Source organism: Halomonas sp. 1513, assembly GCA_001971685.1.
Taxonomy (GTDB): Bacteria; Pseudomonadota; Gammaproteobacteria; order Pseudomonadales; family Halomonadaceae; genus Franzmannia.
In genome coordinates, this window is sequence record CP019326.1 from 680,113 (window position 1) to 700,954 (window position 20,842).

Here is a 20,842-nt window from a genome sequence, read left to right on the forward strand (position 1 = left end):
TCAGGGCGGGCAGGCGTCGCTGCGGATCCGGTGTTCCTCCAGGACCTGCAGCTCCGCCTGTTTCTGACGGACGATGGCCTTGAGCATGGGGTAAAGGGCTGCCACGGTGCAGTTGTCACTCAGCGTCGCGTAGAAGTGGCATGAGGCCTTGGCATCGGCGGCGGCCTGGATCAGAGCCTCGCGTGCCGGGGCAAGAGTGTCGATGGTAGCCCGACGTGGCGCGTCTCTTCTGCTGGCCATGTGCTTGTGCAAGCGGTATGGCGACCGATGATTAGGCTCCGCCGAGCGTTCGTCGAGTGTCTCGAGACGGAGTTCGCATTCGATGCCGAGGGCGGCCATCAGGCGGCTGGTAGCAGTGTCGAAGGTGAGAAAGGCGAAGGCGAGCTGGCGATAGCGGTGCAGTTCCTCGAGTTCGTGAGCACTGGCGAGCGCCTGGAGCTCCAGCGGAATCTGCGGGTCGTTGGAGGCGAATGGCGGCTGGCGTGCCGCCCGATACGGCATTGGCATTATTGTCGAGTTCATGGGCACGTGAGGGTCCTCTTGCGGCCGGGGGCGATGCTCCCAGTCGGAATGGTGCGGAAACCTGGGCGCCATTATCGTGACTCATGTCAGTTTTTCTATGGTTTTTCTTTTCTACATCAGTTATTTAAGGATGCCTGTATGAGAGGTTTCAGCCTCTTTGCTGTGCTAAGGGCAGGCGCTTCGCCACCCTTTTGATTGGCTGTCGTCAGCCTTCAGCCATTCACCCCTGCTAGCCAGGCCCCGCCGTTTGAGGGCGACCATCGCGATGACCACGATTTCCTCCCCGCCGCCAGGCTTGCCCAAGCTTCGCCCCTACCAGCAGCAGGCGGTAGGCCGGGTGGTCGAGCATTTCCGTGCCAGCGATGAGCCGGCGGTGGTGGTGCTGCCTACCGGCAGCGGCAAGTCGCTGGTGATCGCCGAGCTGGCGCGCCTGGCCCGCGGCCGGGTGCTGGTACTGGCCCACGTGCGTGAGCTGGTCGAGCAGAACCACGCCAAGTACCTCGCCTACGGCTTGCAAGCGGATATCTTCAGCGCCGGGCTGGGGCGCAAGGAGAGCGCGCGCCAGGTGGTGTTCGGCTCGGTGCAGTCGGTGGTCAGGAACCTCGACGCCTTCGGCGCCCAGACGCCGGGGCAGGGCGCCTTCACGCTGCTGGTGATCGACGAGTGCCACCGGGTCTCGCTGGACGACGACTCGAGCTACCGCCGGGTGATCGATCATCTGCAGCGCCTCAATCCCCGCCTCAAGGTGCTGGGCCTCACCGCCACGCCATTTCGGCTGGGCCAGGGCTTCATCTACCACCGCCACTACCACGGCATGGTGCGAGGCGACGAGACCTGCTTCTTTCGCGACTGCGTGTTCGAGCAGCCGCTGCGGCTGATGGTCAAGCAGGGCTACCTGGCGCCGCCGAGGCGCATCGATGCGGCGGTCGAGCGCTACGACTTCTCGGCGCTGGCGCCGGCGGCCAGCGGCCTCTACCGCGAGGAGGAGCTCAACCGGGTGGTGGCGGGCCATCGCGCCACCCCGGGCATCATCGCCGAGATCGTCGAGCGCGGCGCCGAGCGCCAGGGAGTGATGATCTTCGCCGCCAGTGTGGCCCACGCCGAGGAGATCCTCGGCTACCTGCCCGCCGGCGAGGCGGCGCTGATCACCGGTGCCACCCCGGGGGGCGAGCGCGAGGCGATCATTGCCGCCTTCAAGGCCCGCGAGATCAAGACCCTGGTCAACGTGGCGGTGCTGACCACCGGCTTCGATGCGCCCCACGTCGATCTGATCGCCATCCTGCGCCCCACCGAGTCGGTGGGCCTCTACCAGCAGATCGTCGGCCGCGGCCTGCGCCCGGCGCCGGGCAAGCAGGACTGCCTTATCCTCGACTACGCCGGTAACCCCTGGGATCTCTATGCGCCGGAGGTAGGCGCACCCAAGCCCGCCTCCGACGCCGAGCCGGTGCAGGTCGAGTGCCCCGAGTGCGGCCACGCCAACCTGTTCTGGGGCAAGCGCGACGGCGAGCTGGTGATCGAGCACTACGGCCGCCGCTGCCAGGGGCTCATCACGGACCCCGCTCCCGCTTCTGGCGCAAGCAGAGGCTCGCGAGGCGCGGGCGATAAGGAACGAGGCGCGGCGTCGGGCGCCCGTAGGCAGTGCGATTTCCGCTTTCGCTTCAAGCTGTGCGGCGAGTGCGGCGCCGAGAACGATATCGCCGCGCGGCGCTGCCACGGCTGCCAGACGCTGCTGGTCGACGCCGACGACAAGCTCAAGGCGGCGCTCAGGCTCAAGGATGCCCGGGTGCTGCGGGTGGCCGGCATGCAGCTCGAGGCCACCGTCAACGGCCGCGGCATGCCGCGCCTCAAGGTCACCTACCACGATGAGGACGGCGCCACCCTGGCCGAGTGGTTCGCTCTCGAGACCGCGGCCCAGCGCGGCGCCTTCCATGCCGTGTTCCTGCGCGACCACCTGCGTGCGCCGGGGGGCGCCTGGCGTCCCACCAGTCCGCAAGCGGTGATCGACGAGCAGCGCCGTCTGCGCGCCCCGGACTTCGTGGTGGGTCGCAAGGTCGGCCGCCACTGGCAGGTGCGCGAGAAGCTGTTCGACTACACCGGCCGCTATCGGCGCGCCGACAGTGCGGCGCTGTGAGCGGCGCACGTCTCTTGCTAGACTGCACGATTGATCGATACTCCATGCCGAGAGACGCCTCAGGAGGCCAGGCCGCGCGTGAGCGAGACGCCCACCACCGTCGTCGAAGGGAGCCAAGCGCCGCAGCAGGGCGAGCTGTTCGCGCGGGTGCTCGACGAGCCGGTCTATGCGCCGCCGGAGGACCTGTATATTCCGCCGGAGGCGCTGCGGGTGTTCCTCGAGACCTTCGAGGGGCCGCTCGACCTGCTGCTCTATCTGATCCGGCGCCAGAACCTGGATATCCTGAGCATCGACGTCGCCGCCATCACCCACCAGTACATCGAGTACGTCGAGCTGATGAAGGCGATGGAGATCGAGCTGGCCGGCGAGTACCTGCTGATGGCGGCGATGCTGGCCGAGATCAAGTCGCGCACGCTGCTGCCGCGGCCGCCCAAGGGCGATGAGGATGACGACGAGGGCGATCCGCGAGCCGAGCTGATTCGCCGCCTGCAGGAGTACGAGCGGCTCAAGCACGCCGCCGAGACCCTGGGCGAACTGCCGCGCCTGGGCCGCGACTGGTTTCCCGCCCAGGCCGGCCTGCCGCCGCTGGAATCGCGGGTCATCCACCCCGACGTCGAACTCGACGAGCTATTGGCGGCGCTGTCGGGTATCCTGCGCCGCGCCGAGCTGACGCAGTCGCACCAGATCAGCCGCGAAGTGCTCTCGACCCGCGAGCGCATGCTGGCGATCATGGCGCGGCTCGAGCATCAGCACTACACCCCCTTCGAGGCGCTGTTTACCCTCGAGGAGGGGCGCGCCGGGGTGATCGTGACCTTCATGGCGATCCTCGAGCTGGCCAAGGAGGCGATGATCGAGATCGTGCAGAATGCGCCGCTGTCGCCGATTCATGTGCGCGCGCGCTTGGCCGGCGATGCCGCCGAGACGCCCGAGGACATCGACGACGAGCTGGGCGAGAGCCCGTTCGACCACGAGGAAGCGTTACCGCCATCATGAACACGCGCATCAGCGACCCGGTAAGCCCCCTGGACGAGATTCTCGAGGCGGCGCTGCTGGCCGCCGGCGAGCCGCTCTCGCCGGAGCGGCTCGAGGCGCTGTTCGATGACCATGAGCGGCCGTCGCGGCGCGAGCTGCGCGCGGCACTGGCGCGGCTCGGTGAACGCATGGAGCACGGCGCCCTGGAGCTGATCGAGACCGCCTCCGGCTTTCAGCTGCGGATTCGCTCGCGGCTCTCGCCGTGGGTGTCGCGGCTGTGGGACGAGCGCCCGCAGCGCTACTCGCGGGCGCTGCTCGAGACCCTGGCGCTGATCGCCTATCGTCAGCCGGTGACCCGCGGCGATATCGAGGAGGTGCGCGGGGTGGCGGTGAGCAGTTCGATCATGCGCACCCTGGCCGAGCGCGGCTGGATCCGTGTGGTCGGCCAGCGCGACGTGCCGGGACGGCCGTCGGTGTATGCCACCACGCGCCAGTTCCTCGACGACTTCGGCCTCAAGACGCTCGACGCGCTGCCGCCGATGCACGAACTACAGGATTTCGAAGCGCGCCTGGTCGACTACGAGCAGGGCGAGGCGCGAGACGCCGAAGCGCGCGACAGCAACGCGCGGGACGACAGTCAGCAGCAGGCCACGACCGGGACGGTCGAGGCCGAAACACACGCCGGGACGGCGTCCACGCGGCCCGGGTTGAGCTTCGCCGATCTCGAAGCCCGCCTGGCCGAACGCGCCCCCGAGAGCGTCGATGAAGACGGACGCGGGGGCGTGGAACCCTCTACAGACGAGATGTCAGAAGATCCATGACGACTACCACGGAAAAATTGCAGAAGGTGCTGGCACGCGCCGGCCTGGGCTCGCGCCGCGAGATGGAAACCGCGATCAGCGCCGGGCGCGTCAAGGTCAACGGCAAGCTGGCCACCCTCGGTGACCGTATCGAGATACGCGACAAGGTCACCTTCGACGACCGCCCGGTGACCCTGCGCGGCGCCGAGGAGACCCCGCGACGGGTGATCATGTACAACAAGCCCGAGGGCGAGCTGTGCACGCGCAAGGACCCGGAAGGGCGGCGCACCGTGTTCGAACGCCTGCCGCGCCTCAAGGGCGAGCGCTGGATCGCCATCGGCCGCCTGGATATCAACACCAGCGGCCTGCTGCTGTTCACCACCGACGGTGAGCTGGCCAACAAGCTGATGCACCCCTCCACCGAGGTGGAGCGGGAGTACGCGGTGCGGGTGATGGGCGAGGTGCGCCGCGAGCACGTGGTGGCGATGGTCGAGGGCGTGATGCTCGACGACGGCCCGGCGCGCTTCAGCGACGTCCAGGAGTTCGGCGGCGAAGGCATCAACACCTGGTTCCACGTGGTGATCCTGGAGGGCCGCAACCGCGAGGTGCGCCGGCTGTGGGAATCCCAGGGGCTGACCGTCAGCCGCCTCAAGCGGGTGCGCTACGGCAACATCTTCCTCGACAAGCGTGCCAAGGCCGGCGAATGGACCGAGCTGACCCAGGACGAGGTCGATGACCTCGCCAGTCTGGCGGGGCTGGCCAGCCGCAAGGTGCCGGAGTTGACCCCGGACGAGAAGAACCGCTGGAGCCGCGACAAGAACAAGCGTCGCCCGGTGCAGGCGATGCGCAAGCCCAAGGGCACGCGTAAGTCCTGAGGCGCGAACGAAACGCTCGGGACTTGGCACGAAAAGGCTTGTCATCGCCGGGCGCTGTGGGTAATATGTGCGCCCTGTCGGGAGGGGAAACGTCACGTGCTCCCTGCCGGCAGACGGCGGCGGGTCGTTAGCTCAGTTGGTAGAGCAGTTGGCTTTTAACCAATTGGTCGTAGGTTCGAATCCTACACGACCCACCATTATCCGCCGCCGCTACGTAGGCGAATCGCTTACGGTTGCGGGTCGTTAGCTCAGTTGGTAGAGCAGTTGGCTTTTAACCAATTGGTCGTAGGTTCGAATCCTACACGACCCACCAATGCGAAAAATGCCCCGGTCTTTTCAGGCCGGGGCTTTTTTTCGTTTAGCGGTTGCCGAGTCGTAGACGCGCGGCGGTAAGGCGAGCGCTTAGCGCAGGCCCAGGACCGACAGCACTATCACCACGATCACCACTGCACCAACGATCCATACGATATTGTTCATAGTATTTCCAATGCTTATCAATGGCTGTCATCCGGATTGATGTCGGTAGCCTTGATGTTGATTACATATTAGTTTGAGCAGTGGCCTAGAGTCGGTGCGCTAAGCAACGTAGCGGAACAACTTTATTGAAGTCTGTTCAACGATTTGAGAGCAGCATGATGACAATGAATAGCGTGATGATACCGGCCGATATAGCGGGGTTTTTGAGTTTTATCATGACGGCTATTACGGCCGGATTGACGCTGCTGCGTTTTCGGATAGCGTCGCGCTCCCTGCGACGCGTCGTGCGACATCCTGTCTAGGCACTTCCTTTGCCACACTGCCATCAACGTAGCAGCGGCAGGGTGCGTCGACTGTGCGCTGACGTACGATGGCACCCTGGTTAGCCAGTGGCGCTTACGGCTCAGGGCCGGCATTGCACACTGTCGAAAAACGCTGCGGATGGTCGGGCAACATGTCACCCGAAAAGAATTGGTAACTGTTACGACCTTGGCGCTTGATATGGTACATGGCGGTATCTGCGCGCTGCATCAATTCGTCTGGGGTAGCGCCGCTATTGGGATAGAGGCTTATACCGAGGCTCGCCGTGATGCTGACCGCCTGGTGACTAACCCGGTGTGGCAGCAGCAAGGCATTGACGATAGCCTCGGCTCCCTTGCGGGCAGCATCGATACTCTTCACTTCGGTCAATAGAATCACGAATTCATCGCCGCCGAGTCGGCACACGGTATCGGTATCGCGCACGGAGCTTTTTAGCCGACTGGCAATCGACTTGAGCAGCGTATCGCCTGCCGCATGACCCAGGCGGTCATTGATGGCCTTGAAGTCGTCCAGGTCGATGAAGATCAGGGCCACGAGTTGACTATGCCGCTGGGCCAGGCCAATGGCGCGGGTAAGACGCTCGTGCAGCAGCACGCGATTGGGCAGGTCGGTCAGGGCATCGTGCTGAGCCAGATGCGACATGCGGTTGGCGATGGTCAGGGACTGGCTGACATGATGGAAGACGATCACCGCGCCGGTAACCTGGCCATCGCGGTCGCGAATCGGGGCGGCGGAGTCCTCGATGGCCAGCTCACTGCCATCGCGCCCAATCAAGATCGTGCCCATGGCGAGGCCAACGATGCGGTTCTCTTCAATGGCCCTGCGTGCCGGGTCATTGGCCAGTTGGCGCGACGTCTCGTCGACGATGCGGAAGACCTCGCTGATGGGTCGGCCCATGGCGTCTTCCTGCGACCAGCCGGTCATTTCCTGGGCGACCCGGTTGAGGTATGTCACCCGGCATGCGGTGTCGGTAGAGATGACCGCATCGCCGATCGAGTTAAGTGTGACTTGCGCGCGCTCTTTCTCGATATGCAGGGCTAGCTGGGTGGCACGCAGCTTGTTTTCATTATCCTTGCGCGCCGTGATGTCCTCCATGGTATGCACATGGCCGTGGCCGCCGGGCAACTGGGCCACATTGATACAGACCCAGATGACGCTGTCATCGGGACGCAGGATGCGTGCCTCGAGATGACATTGGCCGTGCGGCCCGGGAGCCTCTTGGCAGGTGGCGACGACTCGCTGGCGGTCATCCGGGTGCAGCGCTGCCGCCCAGTGCCTGCCGTCCTGCCCGCCCGCGGTCAAGCCACAAATACGCTGGTAAGCCGCGTTGCTGTGCAGGCAGTGACCGTATCTGTCGGTAATCAGCGTGCCGATCGGCATGGCGTCGCTCATCGTCTGCAGAGCGCTGTAAGACGCTTGATCATCGCTGCGCGGCTGGATCAGGTAGAGGTCCGTTTCCAGGCGCTGCAGGAGCGACCGAGGCTCGAGCTGCGCCAGTGAGAAGACGTCGTGCGCGCCATGCCGCCGGGCCTGGCAAGGCGTCGGCTCGCTGTCGTCGGTGAGGCCAATGCACAGGGTGCCGGGTGCGGCGGCGCTGAGTTGCTCGAGCGCGGCGCGCCACGGGCACTGGGCCAGGGTGAGGTCGAGTAGCAGCATGGCGACCGGCTGCTCTCGTAGCACCGCGAGTGCTTGCTGCAGGGTCGCGACACGCCTGATGCGATAGTCGCTGCCGCCCGCTTGCAGGATCTCTTGCAGGCCGAGCATGTCGGGTGAGTCGGGGCCGATCAGCAGCACATCCAGCGGCGATTGCCGAGCGGTGTCCGGTGTCCGCTCCGCGTACCCTTGGTCGAGCATTGGCAATTGCGTCAATCCTTGGCGCATAACTCTCCCCCTGAAGCGCGTCAGCAGTTGGCTACATGCAGGTAGATCGTATGGATGGGTAACAACCTAGTTACGTTCTCGGATTTGCTCTGTGCGTTAGCGTACAGAGCAGGCTGACAATTACCCTATACTGATATTGGAAAAGTCGAGATCGGATCCCGGTACCGGCGGTGCCCGGTGCACCGCCGACGAGGCTGGCGGACGTTCACGGCTTGCTGGCCTCCCGGCCGATGATGCCGCCCACCGCGGCGCCACCCACGGTGCCAATGGCGGAGCCGCCGGTGAGGACTGAGCCGCCCACCGCCCCGACACCGGCGCCTACGGCAGTGCTCTTGTCCTGCGTCGACATGCTGGAGCAGCCGCCAAGGGATAGCAGTATCAGCGGGAGGGCAGTAACCATCAGGGAGTATTTCATCAGGGTATCACTCGGGTTGAGTAAGGCGCAGCGGGGGAGCTAGGGCGGTATGGCTGCGCGGAACCGTACCCAGGATAAGGCAGGGTCGCCGGTGTTTCCGTTGGTTGACACACATAGCGCGATACATGCGATGCGGACGCTGTCGCCCCAAGGAGCTTAGATGCTGGCAACAAGAGTCGACCCAAGAAATCAGCTGCTGTCGCTGCTGCCGGAGGAAGAGCTGGCGCGACTGGAGCCTCACCTCGAGCGGGTAACGCTGCCGCTGGGGAAGTCGCTGAGCGAATCGGGCGGGGTGATGCATCACGTCTACTTTCCGCTGGATGCCATCGTGTCGCTGCTCTGCGTGATGGAGAACGGTGCCTCGACGGAGATCGCCGTGGTGGGCTACGAAGGGATTGTCGGCGTATCGCTGTTCATGGGCGGGGAGACCACGCCGAGCCGGGCGATCGTGCAAAGTGCCGGCGAGGCCTACCGCCTCAAGGGGCATCGTCTCAAGGAAGAGTTCTATCGTGCCGGTGTCATGCAGCGCCTGCTGCTGCGCTACACCCAAGCGCTGTTGACGCAAATGGCACAGACAGCGGTTTGCAATCGCCACCACACGGTGGATCAGCAGCTCTGCCGTTGGCTGCTGCTCAGCCTCGACCGACTGCCGGGTAACCAATTGGTGATGACCCAGGAGTTGATCGCCAACATGCTGGGCGTTCGCCGCGAAGGGGTGACGGAATCGGCGGGCAAGCTCCAGCGTGCGGGGCTGATAACCTACCACCGCGGGCATATCAGCGTGATCGATCGACAGGGTCTCGAAGAGCGTGTCTGCGAGTGCTATGCGGTGGTCAAGAGCGAATATGATCGGTTGCTGGCCCACAATGCGGTGATATAAACCGCGCGGCTCGCTCGGCGTATGCGCTGTGTACGCTAGCGTGCCGACGCATGATTTACTGCATGCTAATCTGCAGATATATCGCCTGGGGGCACGCCCCAGGATTTCGATCTGCAGTCGTCATTGACGTTTCAAACAGTATGTTTATGTCGCTTGCCAGGTACTTAGACGCCGGAGCGGCCATGACATCACGCCACCTTCTTCCCGCTGCCAATCAGCTGCTTTTCGATCTGCCGCCGAGGGAGCATGCGGCCTTCATGGCCGCGTGCGAGCCTATCACCCTGGTGTTTGGCAAGGTGTTGATAGAGCCCGGCGAGGAGATCGAGCATGTCTACTTTCCTGTCGATAGTTTCATTTCGCTGATCGTCGGACTCGCGGATGGCGCAAGGCTGGAAGTGGCCATGACCGGGCGCGAGGGCATGACGGGGGGCGCGCTGCTGCTCGGCGTCAAGGAGTCTCCGCTGTGTGCGCTGGTACAGGGTGGTGGCACCGCGCTGCGCATGGATGCCGCCAGGCTTCGCCAACTGCTGCTATCCTGCCCGACCCTGAATCAAAGGCTGTTACGCTACCTCTATGTGACCATGAGTCAGCTTGCCCAGACGGCTGCTTGTACGCATTTCCATCGGGTGGAGGCGCGACTGGCACGCTGGCTGCTGATGACCCAGGATCGTGCCGAGTCCGACCAGCTGCAGCTGACCCATGAATTCCTGGCCATGATGCTGGGGGTAAGGCGTGCCGGCGTCACCGAGGCGGCATCTGCGCTGCAGGCGCGCGGGCTGATCAGCTATCAGCGGGGCACTATCAACGTGCTCGATCGTGGCGGGTTGATAGAGGCGTCTTGCGGCTGCTACCTCGTCGACCGCCGGCTATACACCAGGGTGCTGGGTGAGTCGCATACGAGAAGCTGAACTGGCGTGTGGGGCAGGGGGAGCAATTCCGGTGCATTGTGGTCTAGAATAGTGCAAGGCAGAGGCGGCGGGAGCCGCCGCCTCTGCCTTCTGGCGTGCAGCGTCGGGCAAAGAGCCTGATACGGTGCACCTGGTACATGCAGGGGGAGCCCCTGCCAGTCACAGTGGTAGACACGATGACGATCATGACTTCCCGCGCCGAGGTGCAAGAGCACCTGGCCCGCGCCTACTGCCCAACGCGGATCCCCGCCGAGGATGAAGCGCGCGTCGATGAGATCAAGCGACTGCTCAAGGCGCACAACGCCGTACTGGTCGCCCACTATTACACCGATGATGTGATCCAGCAGCTCGCCGAGGAGACCGGTGGCTGTGTCGCCGACTCGCTGGAGATGGCCCGCTTCGGCGCCCGCCACGAGGCCGAGACCCTGGTGGTGGCCGGAGTGCGCTTCATGGGTGAGACCGCCAAGATACTATCCCCCGAAAAGCGCGTGCTGATGCCGACCCTCGAGGCGACCTGCTCGCTGGATATCGGCTGCCCGGCCGACGAGTTCGCGGCCTTCTGCGACCAGCACCCGGAGCGCACCGTGGTGGTCTATGCCAACACCTCGGCGGCGGTCAAGGCGCGCGCCGACTGGGTGGTGACCTCGTCCATCGCGGTGGACGTGATCGAGCACCTCCAGGCCCGCGGCGAGAAGATCCTGTGGGCGCCGGACAAGCACCTGGGCGGCTATATCCAGAAGCAGACCGGTGCCGACATGCTGCTGTGGGACGGCGCCTGTATCGTCCACGAGGAGTTCAAGGCCAAGGGCATCGAGGACCTCAAGGCGCTGTATCCCGACGCCGCGGTGCTGGTGCACCCGGAGTCACCGGCGGCGGTGGTCGGCCTGGCCGACGTGGCCGGCTCCACCTCGCAGCTGATCAAGGCCGCCAAGGCGCTGCCCCAGGACAAGCTGATCGTCGCCACCGACCGCGGCATCTTCTTCAAGATGCAGCAGGCGGTGCCCGGCAAGACGCTGTTCGAGGCGCCCACCGCCGGCAACGGTGCAACCTGCAAGAGCTGCGCCCACTGCCCGTGGATGGCGATGAACGCCCTCGACAACCTGGCCGGCGCCCTGCGCCACGGCAGCGGCGAAATCGTCGTCGACGACGCGCTGCGCTCAGCGGCCCTCAAGCCGCTGGAGCGAATGCTGAATTTCCAGGCCTAAAACCTCTCCAGCGCCTCGCGGTACCCCATGAACGCCTCGCGGCGCTGCTCGATGCGACTCTCCAGGCTGCTGTCACCGGCCTGGCGAGCGCTGTCGCGGGCCACTTGCAGCTGCCGAATGGCGCTGTCCATGCGCCCGGTCAGCTGCAGGTGCTCGGCGCGGGCCAGATGGCCCCAGCCGTCGCGTCCGCTGCGGCCGGCGGCTTCGGCCAGTAGCGCAAACACCTGCGGGTCCTCCTGGCGGCGTTCGCTCAAGTCGCGCAGCACGCGATAGGCTTCGTCCGGGTCGCGCTGCAGCAGCGCTTCGCCGAGCACGCGGCTGGCCGGCGCATAGTCGGGCATCAGGCGCAGCACGCGACGGCTGCGCTCGATGGCGCCGTCGTAGTCGCCGGCGTCATAGGCCACCTCGGCGGCCGTGACCGGCAGCATCGGCAGGTCGGGAAGCTGGTTGGCGAGGGCGTCGAGGGTCTCCAGGGCGCTGGCGTGGTTGCCGCGCTCGGCGGCAATCAGCGCCTCCAGGTAGCGGCTGACCTGCGGCTCGGGGTTGCCCTGGGCGAGACGCGCCGAGGCCTGGTCGAGGTTGTCGCGGTTGACCGAGACCAGCGCCCTGGCGCGCACCAGGTCATAGCGTGGCCCCACCTCGCGCCGCTCGCGGGCACTCAGCTGGCTGGCGCGGGCCTCGGTATCGGTGATCCGCGACTCGGTGACCGGGTGGGTGAGCAGAAACTCCGGCGGATTGCCGCCCTGCAGCGACGCCATGCGCTGCATCGCGCGGAACATCCTGACCATCGCCTCGGGGTCGTAGCCGGCCCGGGCCATGGCCTGCAGGCCGACGCGGTCGGCCTCCTGCTCGAAGCGCCGCGAATAGGCCAGCTGGTCCTGGATGAAGGCGGCCTGGGAGCCCATCGCCACGCCGATGCCGGCATCGCCACCGCCGCCGGCGGCGATCAACATGCCGGCCAGCATCGCCGCCATGGCCGGCACCTGGGTCTGCTCGGCGCGGGACACCTGGCGCGCATAGTGGCGCTGGGAGAGGTGGCCGAGCTCGTGGGCGATCACCGAAGCGAAGGCGTCTTCCTCTTCGGCGAAGGCGAACAGGCCGGAGTTGACGCCGATCACCCCGCCGGGCACGGCGAAGGCGTTGAGCAGGCGACTGTCGACCAGCGTCACGCTGGTGCGGTTGTCGCCCAGATCGCTGTGCGGCAGCAGTCGCGAGATCACCGATTCGACGTAGTCCTGGGTAATCGGGTCCTGCCAGGCCGGCGCGCGGGCGCGGAACTGACGCAGCCAGGCGCGTCCCAGGCGGTACTCCTCGGCGCCGGCCGCCCCCGCGCCGCTGCTGCCGAGCTGCGGCAGGCCGAAATCGTCGACGGCGCTGGCGGAGGCCGGCAGCAGGCTGGCCAGGACCAGGCTGGCGGCGGCGAGACAGGGCTTGAGCATCTGCAACATGGCCATCCTCGGGGTAGTCGGGCATCCTGGGTCATGCATGAGTGCGGTCTATCGTCACCGTCGTTTCGCGCATGCCCTCTGCGATGTACATCGGACATTGATTCACTCGGCAAAGTGCCTTTAAATCTCAGTGGCTTCAGACATTTTTCGGGAGATCGCATGGCCCTGCAACCAGATAATCAGCTCGACGCGCGTGGCTTGCCGTGCCCCCTGCCGCTACTCAAGGCCAAGCAGGCGCTGTCGCGCCTGGCGCCGGGCCAGCTGCTCGAGGTTCAGGCCACCGATGCCGGCTCCTGGCAGGACTTCGAGACCTTCGCCAGCCACAGCGATCATGAACTGGTTTCCCGCGAGACCCGTGGCGAGGTGTTTTTTTACTGGATTCGCAAAGGCCCAGGGGTCACCTCGGCATGACCATGCGTGCGCTGTTCAAGAGCTGGATCGAGCGCTACTTCTCCGACGAGGAGGCGGTGATCCTGCTGATCGTGCTGGTGCTCGGCTTCGCCGCGGTGATCCTGCTGGGCAGGATGCTGGCGCCCTTCTTCACCGCCTTGGTGATCGCCTTTCTACTGCAGGGCGCGGTCAATTCGCTGACTCGGCGCGGGGTACCACACCTGCTGGCGGTTTCGCTGGTGTTCCTGGGGTTCATCGGCCTGCTGCTGGCGATCGCCTTCATCCTGATGCCGCTGATCTGGAACCAGCTGGTGGGGCTGGTGCAGGAGACGCCGCGCATGTTCGCCGCCGGCCAGCAGCTGCTCGACAACCTTCAGGAGCGCTATCCGCAGCTGGTGACACCCGACCAGATTCAGAACTGGATCGGCGTGGCGGGGCGCGAGATGACCCAGGTGGGGCAGCGTGCGCTGACCCTGTCGCTGGCCTCGCTGGGCAACGTGCTGTCGCTGATCATCTACCTGGTGCTGGTGCCGATCCTGGTGTTTTTCATGCTCAAGGACAAGGACCGCCTGGTCGGCTTCATGCTGTCGCTGCTGCCCCAGAAGCGGCTGCTGATGACCCGTATCTGGAACGAGATGGACGACCAGATCGCCAACTACGTACGCGGCAAGTTCATCGAGATCATCATCGTCGGCACCGTGGCCTTCCTGACCTTCGCCTTCTTCGGGCTGCCCTATTCGGCGCTGCTGGCGGTGCTGGTGGGGCTCTCGGTGCTGGTGCCCTATATCGGCGCGGCGGTGGCCACGCTGCCGGTGGCGGCGGTGGCCGGGTTTCACTTCGGGATCAGCGACCAGTTCGTCTACGTGCTGATCGCCTACGGCATCATCCAGGCGCTGGATGGCAACGTGCTGGTGCCGATCCTGTTCTCCGAGGCGGTCAACCTGCACCCGGTGTCGATCATCGTCGCGGTGCTGTTCTTCGGCGGGGTGTGGGGCTTCTGGGGGATCTTCTTCGCGATCCCGCTGGCCACCCTGCTCAAGGCGCTGGTGGTGGCCTGGCCGCGGGGCATCGACAGTCGCGAACGCCAGGCAACGCTGAACGCGCTCTCCGAGGAGTGAGCCCCGCGGCCACGCGGCTCAGCCGGCGTGCAGCGCCTGGGCGGCTTCGAGTACCTCCTCGACGTGGTCCTTGACCTTGACCCCGCGCCACTCCCGGGCCAGCTTGCCGTCGGCATCGATCAGGAAGGTGCTGCGTTCGACGCCGAGATGCTCCTTGCCGTACATCTTCTTGAGCTTGATGACGTCGAACAGCTGGCACACCGCCTCGTCCTTGTCGGAGATCAGCGCGAAGTTGAAGTCCTGCTTGGCCTTGAAGTTCTCCTGGGCGCGCAGGCCGTCGCGGGACACGCCGAGAATCACGGTGTTGGCGGCGTCGAAGGCCGCCTTGCGATCGCGGAAGTCGCCGCCCTCGGTGGTGCAGCCGGGAGTGCTGGCCTTGGGATAGAAGTAGATGACCACCTGCTGACCCTGGAACTGGGACAGGGTGACGGGGGTGTCGCCGGTGGCGGTGGCGGTGAAGTCGGGCACGGGTTGGCCGATACTGACGCTCATGTAGCTCTCCTCGAAGGTGGGTAAGACAACGCGCTACGATTACACGCAACCCGCCCTGCGCTGTAAAGCGCTTGACCGTCAAAGGGCGTCGAGGCGCATCGGGTTCTGTACAGACTTTCGCCGCCTGAGTACCATCTAGCCCCTGAATGCCTGCCCCCGAGGCGTGCCGATCGGGCGAAGCGCTGGCAGGCCACGGTTTTCGAGAGGAACACAGCATGATCACAGGCAGTATGGTCGCCTTGGCGACGCCGATGAAGGTCTCCGGCGAGATCGACTGGCCGGCGCTGCGACGACTGGTCAACTTTCACCTGGAGAACGGTACCGACGCCATCGTCGCCGCCGGCACCACCGGCGAGCCGACCACCATGTCCTTCGCCGAACACTTCGACGTGATCCGCACGGTGGTGGAAGAGGTGGCGGGCCGGATTCCGGTGATCGCCGGCACCGGCGCCAATGCTACCTCGGAGGCGGTGGAGCTGGCGCGCTACGCCAAGGAAGTCGGCGCCGACTACTGCCTGTCGGTGTGCCCCTACTACAACAAGCCGACCCAGGAAGGCTTGTACCAGCACTTCAAGGCGGTGGCCGAGGGCGCCAACCTGCCGGTGATTCTCTACAATGTGCCGGGACGCACCTGTTCGGATCTCTACAACGAGACCGTGCTGCGCCTGGCCGAGATCGACAATATCATTGGCCTCAAGGATGCCACCGGCAACCTCGAGCGCGCCGAGGATCTGATCGCCCGCCTCGAGGGCAGCGATTTCAAGCTCTACTCCGGCGACGACGCCACCGCCTGCGACTTCATGCTGATGGGCGGCCATGGCGACATCTCGGTGACCGCCAACGTGGCGCCCAAGGCGATGCACGAGCTGTGCGCCGCCGCGGTGGCCGGCGACACCGAGACCGCGCACTCGATCAACACGCGTCTGATGCCGCTGCACACCAACCTGGGCATCGAATCCAACCCGATCCCGGTCAAGTGGGCGCTGCACCGTATGGGCTACGCCGAGGCGGGCATTCGCCTGCCGATGACCTGGCTGTCCGAGAAATACCATTCCACGGTCAGCGAGGCGCTGCAGTTGGCGGGCGTCATCGACGACTGATCGACAACCGCTGACTGCAACCGTGGACTCTCAACAAGGTGGATGCATGAACCCTGCGCTTAAATGGATGCCGCTCGTCGTATCGATCGCTCTGGTGACTGCCGGCTGCGCCCGCGATGGTTATTTTCACGACCGCAACATCGACTACGCCGAGGCGGAGCTGGGGCAGCCGCTGGTGCTGCCCGAGACCCGCGACCAGAGCCGCTATCGCGACATCATGCCGGTACCCGAGGCGCGCGGGGAGTTCGTCGCCAGCGACGGGCGCTTCCGGGCGCCGCGCCCCGATGCGGTGGCGCGGGGCGGCCAGCGCGACTTCGTCGAGCGTCGCGAGTCGGGCAGTGACCGCTGGCTGCTGGTCAATGCCGACGCCGGCGACGTCTGGCCGCGGCTCGAGGATTTCAGTCGCCGCCAGGGTCTCAGCGTGACCGACAACAGCCCCCAGCGCGGCGTGCTGGCCACCAGCGAGGCGACCTTCACCCTGCAGCCCGGGGTGCGCGGCGGCGCCACCGAGGTGCGCTGCGAGCAGGGCGGTGCCGTGCATGCCCAGTGTCTCGACGCCCTCAACGACTTCCTGACCGCCGAGAGCCGCACCGCCAGTGCCTCGGCGCTGGCCACCCAGCGTGCCCAGCAGCAGGAGGAGAGCGTGCGCCTGGAGCGTAGCGACGACAGCTGGCAGCTGCTGCTGGCCGCCGACATGGAGCGCACCTGGGCCGAGATGGACTACCAGCTGTCGCGCAATTTCACCAGTGAGAACCGCGAGCTGCTGCTCGAGAGCGACGAGTCGAATCGCGACTTCCTGCTCGAGTACATGACCGCCAGTGAACGTAACCGCGGGCCGCTCTCCATCGTGTTCAGTCCCGATGTGCGTCAGACCGCCCAGTGGCTGCGCCTGAGCCTCGACCAGGCCCCCGGCGGCGAGACCCGCGTACGGGTCATCAACGAGAGTGACAAGCAGCTCACCGCCGACGACACCCGCGAGCTGCTCGACCGCGTTGCCGCCCTGCTGCGCTAATGTGCGACGCGCAGCAAGGTGCTATGCGCAACGCCGTCGCGGGGCTACGCTTCGCCTCGCTGGGCAGCGGCAGCAAGGGCAATGCGACCCTGGTCTGCGACGGTGAAACGCGGCTGTTGATCGATTGCGGCTTCGCCATGCGCGAGGCCGAAAAGCGCCTGGCGCGCCTCGGCCTGCACCCGCGCCAACTCGACGCGATTCTGGTCAGCCATGAACACGGCGACCATATTCGCGGTGTCGGGGCGCTGGCGCGTCGGCACGGCGTGCCGGTCTACCTGACCCCGGGCACTTGGCGCAGCGGCCGCCTCGGCACGCTGCCTGAGCATCACTGGGTCACGCCGCAGCAGCGCTTCGCCATCAATGGCCTGCAGATCGATCCGGTGACGGTGCCCCACGATGCCCGCGAGCCGGTGCAGTTTCGCTTCCATGCCCATGGCCGCAGCTTCGGTGTGCTCACCGACCTGGGTCACCCCACCGCGCATGTGGCCGAGGCGTTTCACGGCTGCGACGCGCTGGTGCTGGAGTGTAACCACGACGTTCAGATGCTCGCCGAGGGGCCCTACCCGCTGCGCCTCAAGCGCCGCGTCGGCGGCGACTGGGGGCATCTTGCCAACGCTCAGGCCGCGGCACTGCTACCGCGCCTGGGACTCGACCGGCTGCAGCGCATCGTCTGCTCGCACCTGTCGGAACACAACAACTGCCCCGAGCGCGTCATGGAAGCCCTGACCCCGCTGCTCGACGGCGACGATTCGCGGCTCTCGGTGGCCGCCCAGGACCACGGCCTGGCCTGGCAGCATATCGCCTGACACCGGCCGACCGACTCAACAGTGATTTTTGCGGAGACCGCTCCCATGGAAAAGCGTCAACAGCTCTACGCCGGCAAGGCCAAGTCGGTCTACCACACCGACGATCCGCAGCGCATGATTCTGCACTTCCGCGACGACACCAGCGCCTTCGACGGCGAGCGCATGGAGTCTCTGGCGCGCAAGGGCATGGTCAACAACAAGTTCAACGCCTTCATCATGCAGACCCTCGAGGCGGCGGGCATTCCCACCCACTTCGACGGCCTGTTCTCGGACACCGAGTGCGTGGTCAAGAAGCTCGAGATGATCCCGGTGGAGTGCGTGGTGCGCAATATCGCCGCCGGCAGCCTGGTGCGGCGCCTGGGGGTCGAGGAGGGCATTGCGCTGAACCCGCCGACCTTCGAGCTGTTCCTCAAGAACGATGCCCAGCACGACCCGATGATCAACGAGTCGCTGGCCGAGAGCTTCGGCTGGGCGACGCCCGAGCAGCTCGCCGAGATGAAGGCGCTGACCTTCAAGGTCAACGACGTGCTCAAGGCGCTGTTCGCCGACGGCGGCCTGCTGCTGGTCGACTACAAGCTGGAATTCGGGCTGTTCAACGGCCAGATCGTGCTGGGTGACGAGTTCTCCCCGGACGGCTGCCGGCTGTGGGACGCCGAAACCCGCGAGAAGCTCGACAAGGACCGCTTCCGCCAGGGCCTGGGCGGCGTGATCGAAGCCTACGAAGAAGTCGGCCGGCGGATTGGCGTCGATTTCGGCTAGGGGGTTGCGATCGCCACTACCCGAAAGCCCTCGCCCTCGGCGCAGAAGCGCACGTCCACGTCCCTGAGCCGCACGCCGTAGACGCGCTCGGCGTCACCCTTGTCGCGGTGGTAGGCGGGGCGTGGGTCCTGGGCCAGCACCTGCTCGATCAGGGCGCGCAGCGAGGCGCTGTCGCTGCGCTGCTCGAGGGCGTCCTCCGCGTCCTGGGAGAAGCGCACCGCATGGCGCGGTGGAGCGTCCGCCGCCATGCCGGCCCGGGCGTCGGGCAGCGCCTCTGCCCAGGGTAGGTAGGGCTTGATATCCAACACCGGGGTACCGTCGACTAGGTCGCAGCCGTGCAGCTCGAGGGCCACGCCGTGGCGGGTGTCGATGGCACCGAGAGCGGCCAGCGACAGCCCCAGGCGATTGGGGCGGTGGGTGCTGCGTGTGGCGAAGACGCCGAGCTTGGCGTTGCCGCCCAGCCGCGGCGGGCGCACCAGCGGCGTCCAGCGCTCGGGGCTGTGGTGGAAGATGAAGGTCAGCCATACATGGCTGTAGGCGTCGAGGCCGCGCACCGCCAGCGGGTCGGCGTAGTCGCCGTGCAGCACCAGCCGGGCGCGGGCGGCGGGGGCCAGCCCCGGCTGGCGGGGCACGCCGAACTTGTCGCGGAAGTCGCTTTCGATATGGCCGATGGCCTCGACGGCGAAGCTTGCCGGCTTCACCTCAGGCGGTCCGGGTCTCGAGGATGCGCATCGACAGGTCGATGGCCTTGATGTCCTTGGTCAAGGCGCCGCTGGAGATGCAGTCGACGCCGGTCTCGGCGATGGTGCGCAGGGTGGTCTCGTCGACGTTGCCGGAGGCTTCCAGGGTCGCACGGCCGGCGGTGCGGGCGACTGCCTCGCGCATTGCCTCCAGAGTGAAGTTGTCGAGCATGATCACGTCGGCACCGGCGGCCAGCGCCTGGTCGAGCTCCTCGAAGGTCTCGACTTCGACCTCCACCGGCAGGTCGCGGGCGATATCGCGGGCCTCCCTTACCGCTGCCGCAATCCCGCCGCAGGCGGCGATATGGTTCTCCTTGATCAGGAAGGCGTCGTACAGGCCGATGCGGTGGTTATGGCCGCCGCCGCAGGTCACCGCATACTTCTGCGCCAGGCGCAGGTTGGGCAGGGTCTTGCGGGTGTCGAGCAGCCGCACGCCGGTACCCTCGAGCAGGTCGACATAGTGGCGCGTGCGGGTGGCCGTGGCCGACAGCGTTTGCAGCAGGTTGAGCGCGGCACGCTCGCCGGACAGCAGGCTGCGCGCCGGTCCTTCCAGCTCGAGGAAGGGTTGGCCGGCAGCGAGACGATCACCGTCGGCGGCCAGCCAGTGCAGGCTGACCTTGGCGTCGAGGCGGCGAAACACCTCGTCGACCCAGGCCACGCCGCAGAGTACGGCATCCTCGCGACTGATCACGTTGGCCTTGGCCCACTGGGTCGCCGGGATCAGTTGGGCGGTGATGTCGCCAGGACCGACGTCTTCGGCGAGCAGCCGGGCGGCGGCTTGGCGGATCTCTTCGGCGAGGGCTTGCTGATAGTGCATGACGGGCCTTGCTGGAGGGTGAACGTGGGCGGTCGGGCTGTGCGACAATGCCTGCCAGTATAGGCAATTCAGCCACAGGAATCAGCCGTGATGCGTGCTGCTACCACGATCAGCGAAGGATGGCTCGACGCCGCCCGACGGGTGTCGTCACCCAACTGCAATGCGCGACCCGAAGGCGAGGTCTCGGCGCTGGTGCTGCACTCGATCAGCCTGCCGCCGGGTGAGTTCGGCGGCGGCGACATCGAGCGGCTGTTCACCAATCGCCTCGATCCCGCGGCGCACCCCTATTTCGCCGGCATTGCCGCCCTGCGAGTCTCGGCGCATCTGCTGATTCGCCGCGACGGCGAGTGCGTGCAGTTCGTGCCCTTCGACAAGCGCGCCTGGCACGCCGGCCGCTCGCGCTGGTTCGATCCCCATAGCCGCCGTGAACGCGTCGAACTCAACGACTTCAGCGTCGGCATCGAGCTCGAGGGCGACGAGGTGACGCCCTACCGCGAGGCGCAGTACCGCACCTTGGCGGGGGCTGTCGCGGCGCTCTGCGAGCACTACCCGCGGCTGACCACGGGGCGCATCACCGGTCATGCCCGCATTGCGCCGCTGCGTAAGACCGATCCCGGGCCGGCCTTCGATTGGGCCTATCTGCGCCGCTGCCTGCTCGATTTCATGTAGTTACACTACAGGTCGCCACTTTTCGTCTAGGCTGAGACGAGGGCACGCAAGGTCTTGTGCTGCGGCGCAATATCTTATGTGAAAACAATTTCCATGTCCGTTAC

Annotated in this window: 21 protein-coding genes and 2 tRNA genes; 16 read left to right on the forward strand and 7 right to left on the reverse strand. The window is 66.0% G+C overall.

The annotated features are described in order from the left end of the window. The gene (locus BWR19_03115) at positions 1 to 594 is read right to left on the reverse strand and encodes a hypothetical protein (protein APX92015.1); all 594 of its coding nucleotides are present in this window, start codon (positions 592 to 594) and stop codon (positions 1 to 3) included. Between the two features lie 193 nt (positions 595 to 787). Between BWR19_03115 and BWR19_03120 the strand changes: the two genes are divergently transcribed. The 6 genes from BWR19_03120 to BWR19_03145 all read left to right on the forward strand — a co-directional run bounded on the left by BWR19_03120 (position 788) and on the right by BWR19_03145 (position 5,613). Continuing rightward, positions 788 to 2,653 (forward strand): ATP-dependent helicase, encoded by a 1,866-nt coding sequence (locus BWR19_03120; GenBank protein ID APX92016.1) that lies wholly within the window; start codon positions 788 to 790, stop codon positions 2,651 to 2,653. Positions 2,654 to 2,731: 78 nt separating this feature from the next. Further along, positions 2,732 to 3,646, forward strand: coding sequence for a segregation/condensation protein A (locus tag BWR19_03125; GenBank protein ID APX92017.1), 915 nt, complete (start codon positions 2,732 to 2,734; stop codon positions 3,644 to 3,646). Continuing rightward, entirely contained in the window at positions 3,643 to 4,446 is an 804-nt protein-coding gene (locus tag BWR19_03130; GenBank protein ID APX92018.1) for an SMC-Scp complex subunit ScpB, read from the forward strand. The genes BWR19_03125 and BWR19_03130 overlap by 4 nt, the downstream gene beginning before the upstream one ends. Then, the gene (locus BWR19_03135; GenBank protein ID APX92019.1) at positions 4,443 to 5,300 is read left to right on the forward strand and encodes a 23S rRNA pseudouridylate synthase B; all 858 of its coding nucleotides are present in this window, start codon (positions 4,443 to 4,445) and stop codon (positions 5,298 to 5,300) included. Before BWR19_03130 ends, BWR19_03135 begins: the two co-directional genes overlap by 4 nt. 121 nt (positions 5,301 to 5,421) lie before the next feature. Further along, positions 5,422 to 5,497: transfer RNA gene (locus BWR19_03140), tRNA-Lys, on the forward strand. A gap of 40 nt (positions 5,498 to 5,537) precedes the next feature. After that, positions 5,538 to 5,613 (forward strand) — tRNA-Lys (locus BWR19_03145). A 560-nt stretch (positions 5,614 to 6,173) separates the two neighbouring features. Here the strand turns inward: BWR19_03145 and BWR19_03150 are convergent. Further along, a complete protein-coding gene (locus BWR19_03150; GenBank protein APX92020.1) occupies positions 6,174 to 7,952 on the reverse strand; it encodes a hypothetical protein in 1,779 nt (592 codons plus the stop codon). 232 nt (positions 7,953 to 8,184) lie between these two features. Then, on the reverse strand, positions 8,185 to 8,394 hold the full coding sequence (locus BWR19_03155; GenBank protein ID APX92021.1) for a prenyltransferase: 210 nt from the start codon (positions 8,392 to 8,394) through the stop codon (positions 8,185 to 8,187). A 160-nt stretch (positions 8,395 to 8,554) separates the two neighbouring features. Here BWR19_03155 and BWR19_03160 point away from each other — a divergent pair, with 160 nt between their 5' ends. The 3 genes from BWR19_03160 to BWR19_03170 all read left to right on the forward strand — a co-directional run bounded on the left by BWR19_03160 (position 8,555) and on the right by BWR19_03170 (position 11,387). Continuing rightward, entirely contained in the window at positions 8,555 to 9,274 is a 720-nt protein-coding gene (locus BWR19_03160) for a Crp/Fnr family transcriptional regulator (GenBank protein ID APX92022.1), read from the forward strand. A gap of 182 nt (positions 9,275 to 9,456) precedes the next feature. Beyond that, positions 9,457 to 10,182, forward strand: coding sequence for a Crp/Fnr family transcriptional regulator (locus tag BWR19_03165; protein ID APX94878.1), 726 nt, complete (start codon positions 9,457 to 9,459; stop codon positions 10,180 to 10,182). 176 nt (positions 10,183 to 10,358) lie between these two features. Next, on the forward strand, positions 10,359 to 11,387 hold the full coding sequence (locus BWR19_03170) for a quinolinate synthase (GenBank protein ID APX92023.1): 1,029 nt from the start codon (positions 10,359 to 10,361) through the stop codon (positions 11,385 to 11,387). Here the strand turns inward: BWR19_03170 and BWR19_03175 are convergent. Further along, positions 11,384 to 12,841 (reverse strand): peptidase M48, encoded by a 1,458-nt coding sequence (locus BWR19_03175; GenBank protein ID APX92024.1) that lies wholly within the window; start codon positions 12,839 to 12,841, stop codon positions 11,384 to 11,386. The two genes, BWR19_03170 and BWR19_03175, sit on opposite strands and share 4 nt — an antisense overlap. Before the next feature lie 153 nt (positions 12,842 to 12,994). Here BWR19_03175 and BWR19_03180 point away from each other — a divergent pair, with 153 nt between their 5' ends. Both BWR19_03180 and BWR19_03185 read left to right on the forward strand, forming a co-directional pair. Further along, positions 12,995 to 13,246 (forward strand): recombinase, encoded by a 252-nt coding sequence (locus BWR19_03180; GenBank protein ID APX92025.1) that lies wholly within the window; start codon positions 12,995 to 12,997, stop codon positions 13,244 to 13,246. Continuing rightward, positions 13,243 to 14,343, forward strand: a complete 1,101-nt coding sequence (locus BWR19_03185; protein APX92026.1) for an AI-2E family transporter — start codon at positions 13,243 to 13,245, stop codon at positions 14,341 to 14,343. The genes BWR19_03180 and BWR19_03185 overlap by 4 nt, the downstream gene beginning before the upstream one ends. Positions 14,344 to 14,361: 18 nt before the next feature. Here the strand turns inward: BWR19_03185 and BWR19_03190 are convergent, their stop codons facing one another. Next, positions 14,362 to 14,835, reverse strand: coding sequence for a peroxiredoxin (locus tag BWR19_03190; protein APX92027.1), 474 nt, complete (start codon positions 14,833 to 14,835; stop codon positions 14,362 to 14,364). A gap of 215 nt (positions 14,836 to 15,050) precedes the next feature. Between BWR19_03190 and BWR19_03195 the strand changes: the two genes are divergently transcribed. From BWR19_03195 to BWR19_03210, 4 genes are read left to right on the forward strand one after another with little or no spacing between them, the layout of a single operon-like run. Continuing rightward, positions 15,051 to 15,935: a 4-hydroxy-tetrahydrodipicolinate synthase gene (locus BWR19_03195; GenBank protein ID APX92028.1), complete on the forward strand. Its 885-nt coding sequence runs from the start codon at positions 15,051 to 15,053 to the stop codon at positions 15,933 to 15,935. 46 nt (positions 15,936 to 15,981) lie between these two features. Beyond that, positions 15,982 to 16,947, forward strand: coding sequence for a hypothetical protein (locus BWR19_03200; GenBank protein ID APX92029.1), 966 nt, complete (start codon positions 15,982 to 15,984; stop codon positions 16,945 to 16,947). Then, positions 16,947 to 17,753, forward strand: coding sequence for an MBL fold metallo-hydrolase (locus tag BWR19_03205; GenBank protein ID APX92030.1), 807 nt, complete (start codon positions 16,947 to 16,949; stop codon positions 17,751 to 17,753). The genes BWR19_03200 and BWR19_03205 overlap by 1 nt, the downstream gene beginning before the upstream one ends. A 45-nt stretch (positions 17,754 to 17,798) precedes the next feature. Further along, a complete protein-coding gene (locus BWR19_03210) occupies positions 17,799 to 18,512 on the forward strand; it encodes a phosphoribosylaminoimidazolesuccinocarboxamide synthase (protein ID APX92031.1) in 714 nt (237 codons plus the stop codon). Here BWR19_03210 and BWR19_03215 read toward each other — a convergent pair. Both BWR19_03215 and BWR19_03220 read right to left on the reverse strand, forming a co-directional pair. Next, a complete protein-coding gene (locus BWR19_03215; protein APX92032.1) occupies positions 18,509 to 19,213 on the reverse strand; it encodes a tRNA (N6-threonylcarbamoyladenosine(37)-N6)-methyltransferase TrmO in 705 nt (234 codons plus the stop codon). The genes BWR19_03210 and BWR19_03215 overlap by 4 nt on opposite strands. A 1-nt stretch (position 19,214) precedes the next feature. Beyond that, complete coding sequence (locus BWR19_03220; GenBank protein ID APX92033.1) at positions 19,215 to 20,069, reverse strand: nicotinate-nucleotide diphosphorylase (carboxylating); 855 nt, start codon at positions 20,067 to 20,069, stop codon at positions 19,215 to 19,217. Between the two features lie 90 nt (positions 20,070 to 20,159). Between BWR19_03220 and BWR19_03225 the strand changes: the two genes are divergently transcribed. Further along, positions 20,160 to 20,738, forward strand: coding sequence for an N-acetylmuramoyl-L-alanine amidase (locus BWR19_03225; GenBank protein ID APX92034.1), 579 nt, complete (start codon positions 20,160 to 20,162; stop codon positions 20,736 to 20,738). Positions 20,739 to 20,842: the final 104 nt, after the last annotated feature.